The organism is Pseudokineococcus marinus (assembly GCF_013004605.1).
Classification (GTDB): Bacteria; Actinomycetota; Actinomycetes; order Actinomycetales; family Quadrisphaeraceae; genus Pseudokineococcus; species Pseudokineococcus marinus.
Window position 1 is genome coordinate 1 of record NZ_JABEMA010000268.1, and the last position, 4,285, is coordinate 4,285.

General features: G+C 77.3%; 4 protein-coding genes and 1 riboswitch. Of the genes, 2 read left to right on the top strand and 2 right to left on the bottom strand.

What is annotated here, in order from left to right; translation table 11 throughout:
• Nucleotides 1-403: 403 nt before the first annotated feature.
• Together HLB09_RS13735 and HLB09_RS13740 are read right to left on the bottom strand one after the other, a co-directional pair.
• Complete coding sequence (locus HLB09_RS13735) at nucleotides 404-1,822, bottom strand: bifunctional o-acetylhomoserine/o-acetylserine sulfhydrylase (RefSeq protein WP_171203911.1); 1,419 nt, start codon at nucleotides 1,820-1,822, stop codon at nucleotides 404-406.
• A 28-nt stretch (nucleotides 1,823-1,850) separates the two neighbouring features.
• Nucleotides 1,851-1,966, bottom strand: a riboswitch (SAM riboswitch).
• Nucleotides 1,967-2,187: 221 nt separating this feature from the next.
• On the bottom strand, nucleotides 2,188-2,910 hold the full coding sequence (locus HLB09_RS13740) for a CHRD domain-containing protein (protein ID WP_171203912.1): 723 nt from the start codon (nucleotides 2,908-2,910) through the stop codon (nucleotides 2,188-2,190).
• A 279-nt stretch (nucleotides 2,911-3,189) separates the two neighbouring features.
• On the opposite strand from HLB09_RS13740, the gene HLB09_RS13745 reads away from it, so the two are divergent.
• Both HLB09_RS13745 and HLB09_RS13750 read left to right on the top strand, forming a co-directional pair.
• Nucleotides 3,190-3,819 carry a sigma-70 family RNA polymerase sigma factor gene (locus HLB09_RS13745; RefSeq protein WP_212771077.1) on the top strand — a complete coding sequence of 210 codons (630 nt, stop codon included), beginning with the start codon at nucleotides 3,190-3,192 and terminating at the stop codon, nucleotides 3,817-3,819.
• Nucleotides 3,812-4,285: hypothetical protein (locus HLB09_RS13750; RefSeq protein ID WP_212771078.1), on the top strand; the 474-nt coding region annotated here is incomplete at its 3' end. The genes HLB09_RS13745 and HLB09_RS13750, both read left to right, overlap by 8 nt.

Here is a 4,285-nt window from a genome sequence, read left to right on the forward strand (position 1 = left end):
GGCCGCCCGCGGAGGGACGCCGTCGGCCGCCGCCCGCAGCAGCGCCGCCACCCGCGGCCCGAGGCCGAGGGAGGCGAGCGCGGGGGCGGCGAGGTCGCCGTCGCGCAGGAGGGCGGGCTGCTCGGACGAGGTGCTCATGGCGGGCGATGGTGCGCGCGGCCGCGCTCGCCGTCACCCGGATTTCCCCATCTCGCGTCGCCGCGGCCACCTCAGGACCGGCCCCCGGAGGGCGATGTGTGGCCATGTCGCCGCTGGCGACGCTCCACCGGGGGCGAGATGGCCACACGTCGCCCGCCCTCCACGCCAGGCAGGGCGACATGGCCACACATCGCCCCACCGGCGCAGTCGCCAGGGACGACATGGCCACACGTCGCCCCTCCCCCGGAGGGGCGACGTGGGGGGCTCAGACGCCCTTCGCCGCGGTGAAGCCCTGGTCGAGGTCGGCGAGGATGTCGTCGAGGTGCTCGAGCCCGACCGACAGCCGCACGAGCCCCGGCGTCACGCCGGCCCTCTCCTGGTCGGCCGGGGACAGCTGGCTGTGCGTCGTCGACGCCGGGTGGATGACGAGGCTGCGCACGTCGCCGATGTTGGCGACGTGGCTGTGCAGCACCAGCCCCTCGACGAAGCGCTTCCCCGCCTCGATGCCACCGGCGATCTCGAAGGACAGCACGCCGCCCGCGCCGCGCGGCGCGTACTTCTGCTGCCGCGCGTGCCACGGGCTGGACGGCAGGCCCGCGTACTGGACGCGCTCGACCTCGTCGCGCGCCTCGAGCCACTCGGCGACCGCCTGGGCGTTGGCGACGTGCCGCTCGACCCGCAGGCTCAGCGTCTCGATGCCCTGCCCGAGGAGGAAGGCGTTGAACGGCGAGATGGCCGGGCCGAGGTCGCGGAGCAGCTGCACGCGCGCCTTGAGGACGTACGCCAGGTTGGCGCCGAGCGCGCCGCCGACGCCGAGGTCCCGCGCGTAGACGAGCCCGTGGTAGCTCTCGTCGGGCTGGTTGAAGCCCGGGAAACGGTCGGCGTGCTGGGCGTAGTCGAAGGTTCCCCCGTCGACGATGACGCCGCCGATCGCCGTCCCGTGCCCGCCGAGGTACTTCGTCGCCGAGTGCACGACGACGTCCGCACCCCACTCCAGCGGCCGCAGCAGGTACGGCGTCGCCACCGTCGCGTCGACGACGAGCGGCACGCCCACCTCGTGCGCGACGCCCGCCACGCCCTCGACGTCGAGGACGTCGCCGCGCGGGTTGGGGATGGCCTCGCCGTAGAGGACCTTGGTGTTCGGCCGCACCGCGGCGCGCCAGGAGTCGAGGTCGTCGGGGTCCTCGACGAAGGTCGTCGTCACGCCCAGCTTGGGCAGCGTGTACCTGAGCAGGTTCACCGTGCCGCCGTAGAGGCTCGGGCTCGCGACGACGTGGTCGCCCGCCTCCGCGACGTTGAGGATCGCGAGCGTCTCGGCCGACTGGCCCGACGCGACGAGCAGCGCGCCGACGCCGCCCTCGAGGTCGGCGATGCGGCGCTCGACGGCGTCCGTCGTCGGGTTGGTGATGCGCGTGTAGATGTTGCCGAGCTCGGACAGCGCGAAGAGGTTCGCCGCCTGCTCGGTGTCGCGGAACGCGAACGAGGTCGTCTGGTGGATCGGCAGCGCCCGCGAGCCCGTGCTCGGGTCGGGCGCCGAGCCCGCGTGGATCTGGCGGGTCTCGAAGGACCAGCCGCCCGGGGCGGGCTCGGCGACGCCGTGCGTCACCGGCTCCGCCGCGTCGGCGCCGTCGACGGGCGTCGACGGCGTGGGGCGGTCGGCCGGAGGGGTCTGCGAGGAGGACATGGTGCTCCCAGTGCCGGGGGCTCGCGTGAGCCCGCGCTTGCCGGCGCCCGGACGGGCGGCGGCCCGGTCATCACCCGGGGCACCCCGCCGCAGGAGGAGGGTTGCCGGCCAGCGAGCCGGGGCTTCGCGCTGGCGCTCATGACCTGGGTCGAGCCTACGACGACGCGTCCACGCCTCGGGAGAGGCGTCTCAGGCGCCAGACCCGGGCGGACGTGCGACGACCCCGGGGCCGGTGCGGCCCCGGGGTCGTCGTGCGGTGGGCGACGGTGCGCGCCGCCCCCCCGCGGTGGCGCGACCCGTCCCTCGACCGCTGCCCCCCCCGACGACCGACCGCCCTGCGCGGGCGACCGGTCGTCGGGCGGAGGTCAGCCCTCGGCGCGCGCGTCCGGGCGACGACGGAGCAGGACGACGCCCGCGGCACCGACGGCGGCGAGGCCCGCGCCCGCGGCGACGACCGCCGTCGTCGAGCCGTCGGCCACGCCGCCGGCGCCGGTGTCCGCCCCGCCGACCGGGACGCGCACGAGCTGGCCGCGCACGGCGCCCGGCACGTAGGTGGAGGTGTGGGTGTCGCCGAAGAAGGCGGCCGGGTCGGCCTCCAGCTCGGTGAGGGAGAAGCCGGCGCCGGTGTCCTGGCCGTCGTCACCCGTGACGCCCGTGTCCATGGGGATCGACAGGCAGCCCGAGCTCGTGCGGACGTCGCCGTCGCCCTCGGGGTTCGGGAAGGCGATGCGCGGCGGGCCGGGCTGGCCGGCGGGCGCCTCGTGGACGTGCGTCGCCGTCACGGCGGGGCTCTCGTAGGGCGGCTCGACGCCGCGCGTCGTGATGTCGAAGCAGATGACGCCCTCGTCGCTGTTGACGCGCAGGTCCATCGTGCCGCTGCCGTCGGGGTCGCCACCGGTGGCCTGGCCCTCGCTGTCGACGACCATGTCGGGCGTCATCTGCACGGTGAAGGCGCTGGTGAAGGAGTCGGGCTCGCTCGCCGAGGCGGCGGACGCCGGCAGCGCGCCGACGGCCACGAGGCCGGCGCCGGCGAGGACGGCGGTCGTCGTGGCCAGACGTGCACGGGTGGTGCGCGTGGTCGTGCGCATGGGGGTGCCTCCCTGCTCGGTGGGGCGGGCCCGGGCGGGTCCGCGGTATCGGCAGGGGGTACGACGTCCGGCGCCGGGGCGTTCAGGGCCCGGCCCACCTTTCTCGTCCGGGCCCCTGTCGCTCGGGCCCGTCGCCCCCGGCAGGTGGCCCCTCCCCCGTCCGGGTGGCGCGGGGACCCGGCGCCGGCGCCCGTGAACGGACGGGCGCGCCCGGGCGTACTCCCACCCGACCGGTACGGTCCGCGGGACCTCCTCGCGGCCGCGTCGGAGGAGGCGGTGGTGGTGCTGCAGGCGGTGGAGGGGGCGCGTCCGGTGGTCCGGTGGCCCGCGCGCGAGCGGCACCTGCGCGCCGTCGACCCGCCCGCCGATCGCGCCGCCTTCGACGTCGACGCCGCCTACGCCGAGCACGCCGGCCCCCTGCTCGCCTTCGCGGTCAACAGCCTCGGCGACCGCGGGGCGGCCGAGGACGCGCTGCAGGAGGTGTTCGTGCGCGCCTGGCGCGCGCGGGACCGGTACGGCGGCGAGCGCGGCTCCGTCCGCACGTGGCTCTTCGCCATCGCCCGCAACGTCGTCGTCGACGCGCACCGCTCGCGCGCGCGGCGGCCCCGGCCGGTCGACGTCGTCGCGGAGACGGAGGTCGAGGCGGTCCCCGACGCCCAGGGCGCGACCGTGGACCGGCTCGTCGTCGTCGAGGCGCTGGCCCGGCTGAGCGCGGAGCACCGCGAGGTCGTCGCCCACGTGCACCTGGCGGGCGGGACGTACGCCGAGCTGGCGGAGCGCACGGGCGTGCCCGTGGCGACGCTGCGGACGCGGATGTACTACGGGCTGCGCGCGCTGCGCGCGACCCTCGAGGAGCAGGACGACCAGCACCAGGACGAGCAGGGCGGAGGAGGTGACCGGCGTGGCTGAGCAGGAGCACGAGGACCGCCGGGCGGAGCTGCTCGGCGGCGCGGCGACGGGCGACCTCGACGCCGCCGAGCGGGCCCACGGCGCCGTCGCCCGGACCGTCGACGACGGCCTGCGCGCCGGGTGGAGCGGGCGCGCCCTGACCGACCTCGGGGGCGCCGACGCGTCGTGGGCGGAGCGGCCCCGGCCGGTGCCGACGGTCCTGCGGCGGACGCTCGTGGAGGACGGCTACGCCGAGGGCGTCCGCCGGCACGCCGACGACCTCGCGGCCTACGCCGAGGGCAGCGGCGACACCGCCGCGGTGCTGGGGTGGGCGTCCCTGCCGCCCGCGCAGGTCGTCGCCCGCGGCGCCGACGTCAGCGGCTCGCTCGCCACGGCCTCCCTCGAGCTCGTCGTCGCGGAGGACCCGGTGGCCGCCCTCGGCGCCGTGGGCGCGGCCGGGGCGAGCCTCGTGGCGGGACCGGCCGTG

Excerpts from the sequence above, each read along its gene's own strand:
- HLB09_RS13740 (WP_171203912.1), bottom strand. The coding sequence starts at position 2,910 with ATGCGCACGACCACGCGCACCACCCGTGCACGTCTGGCCACGACGACC.
- HLB09_RS13735 (WP_171203911.1), bottom strand. The coding sequence starts at position 1,822 with ATGTCCTCCTCGCAGACCCCTCCGGCCGACCGCCCCACGCCGTCGACG.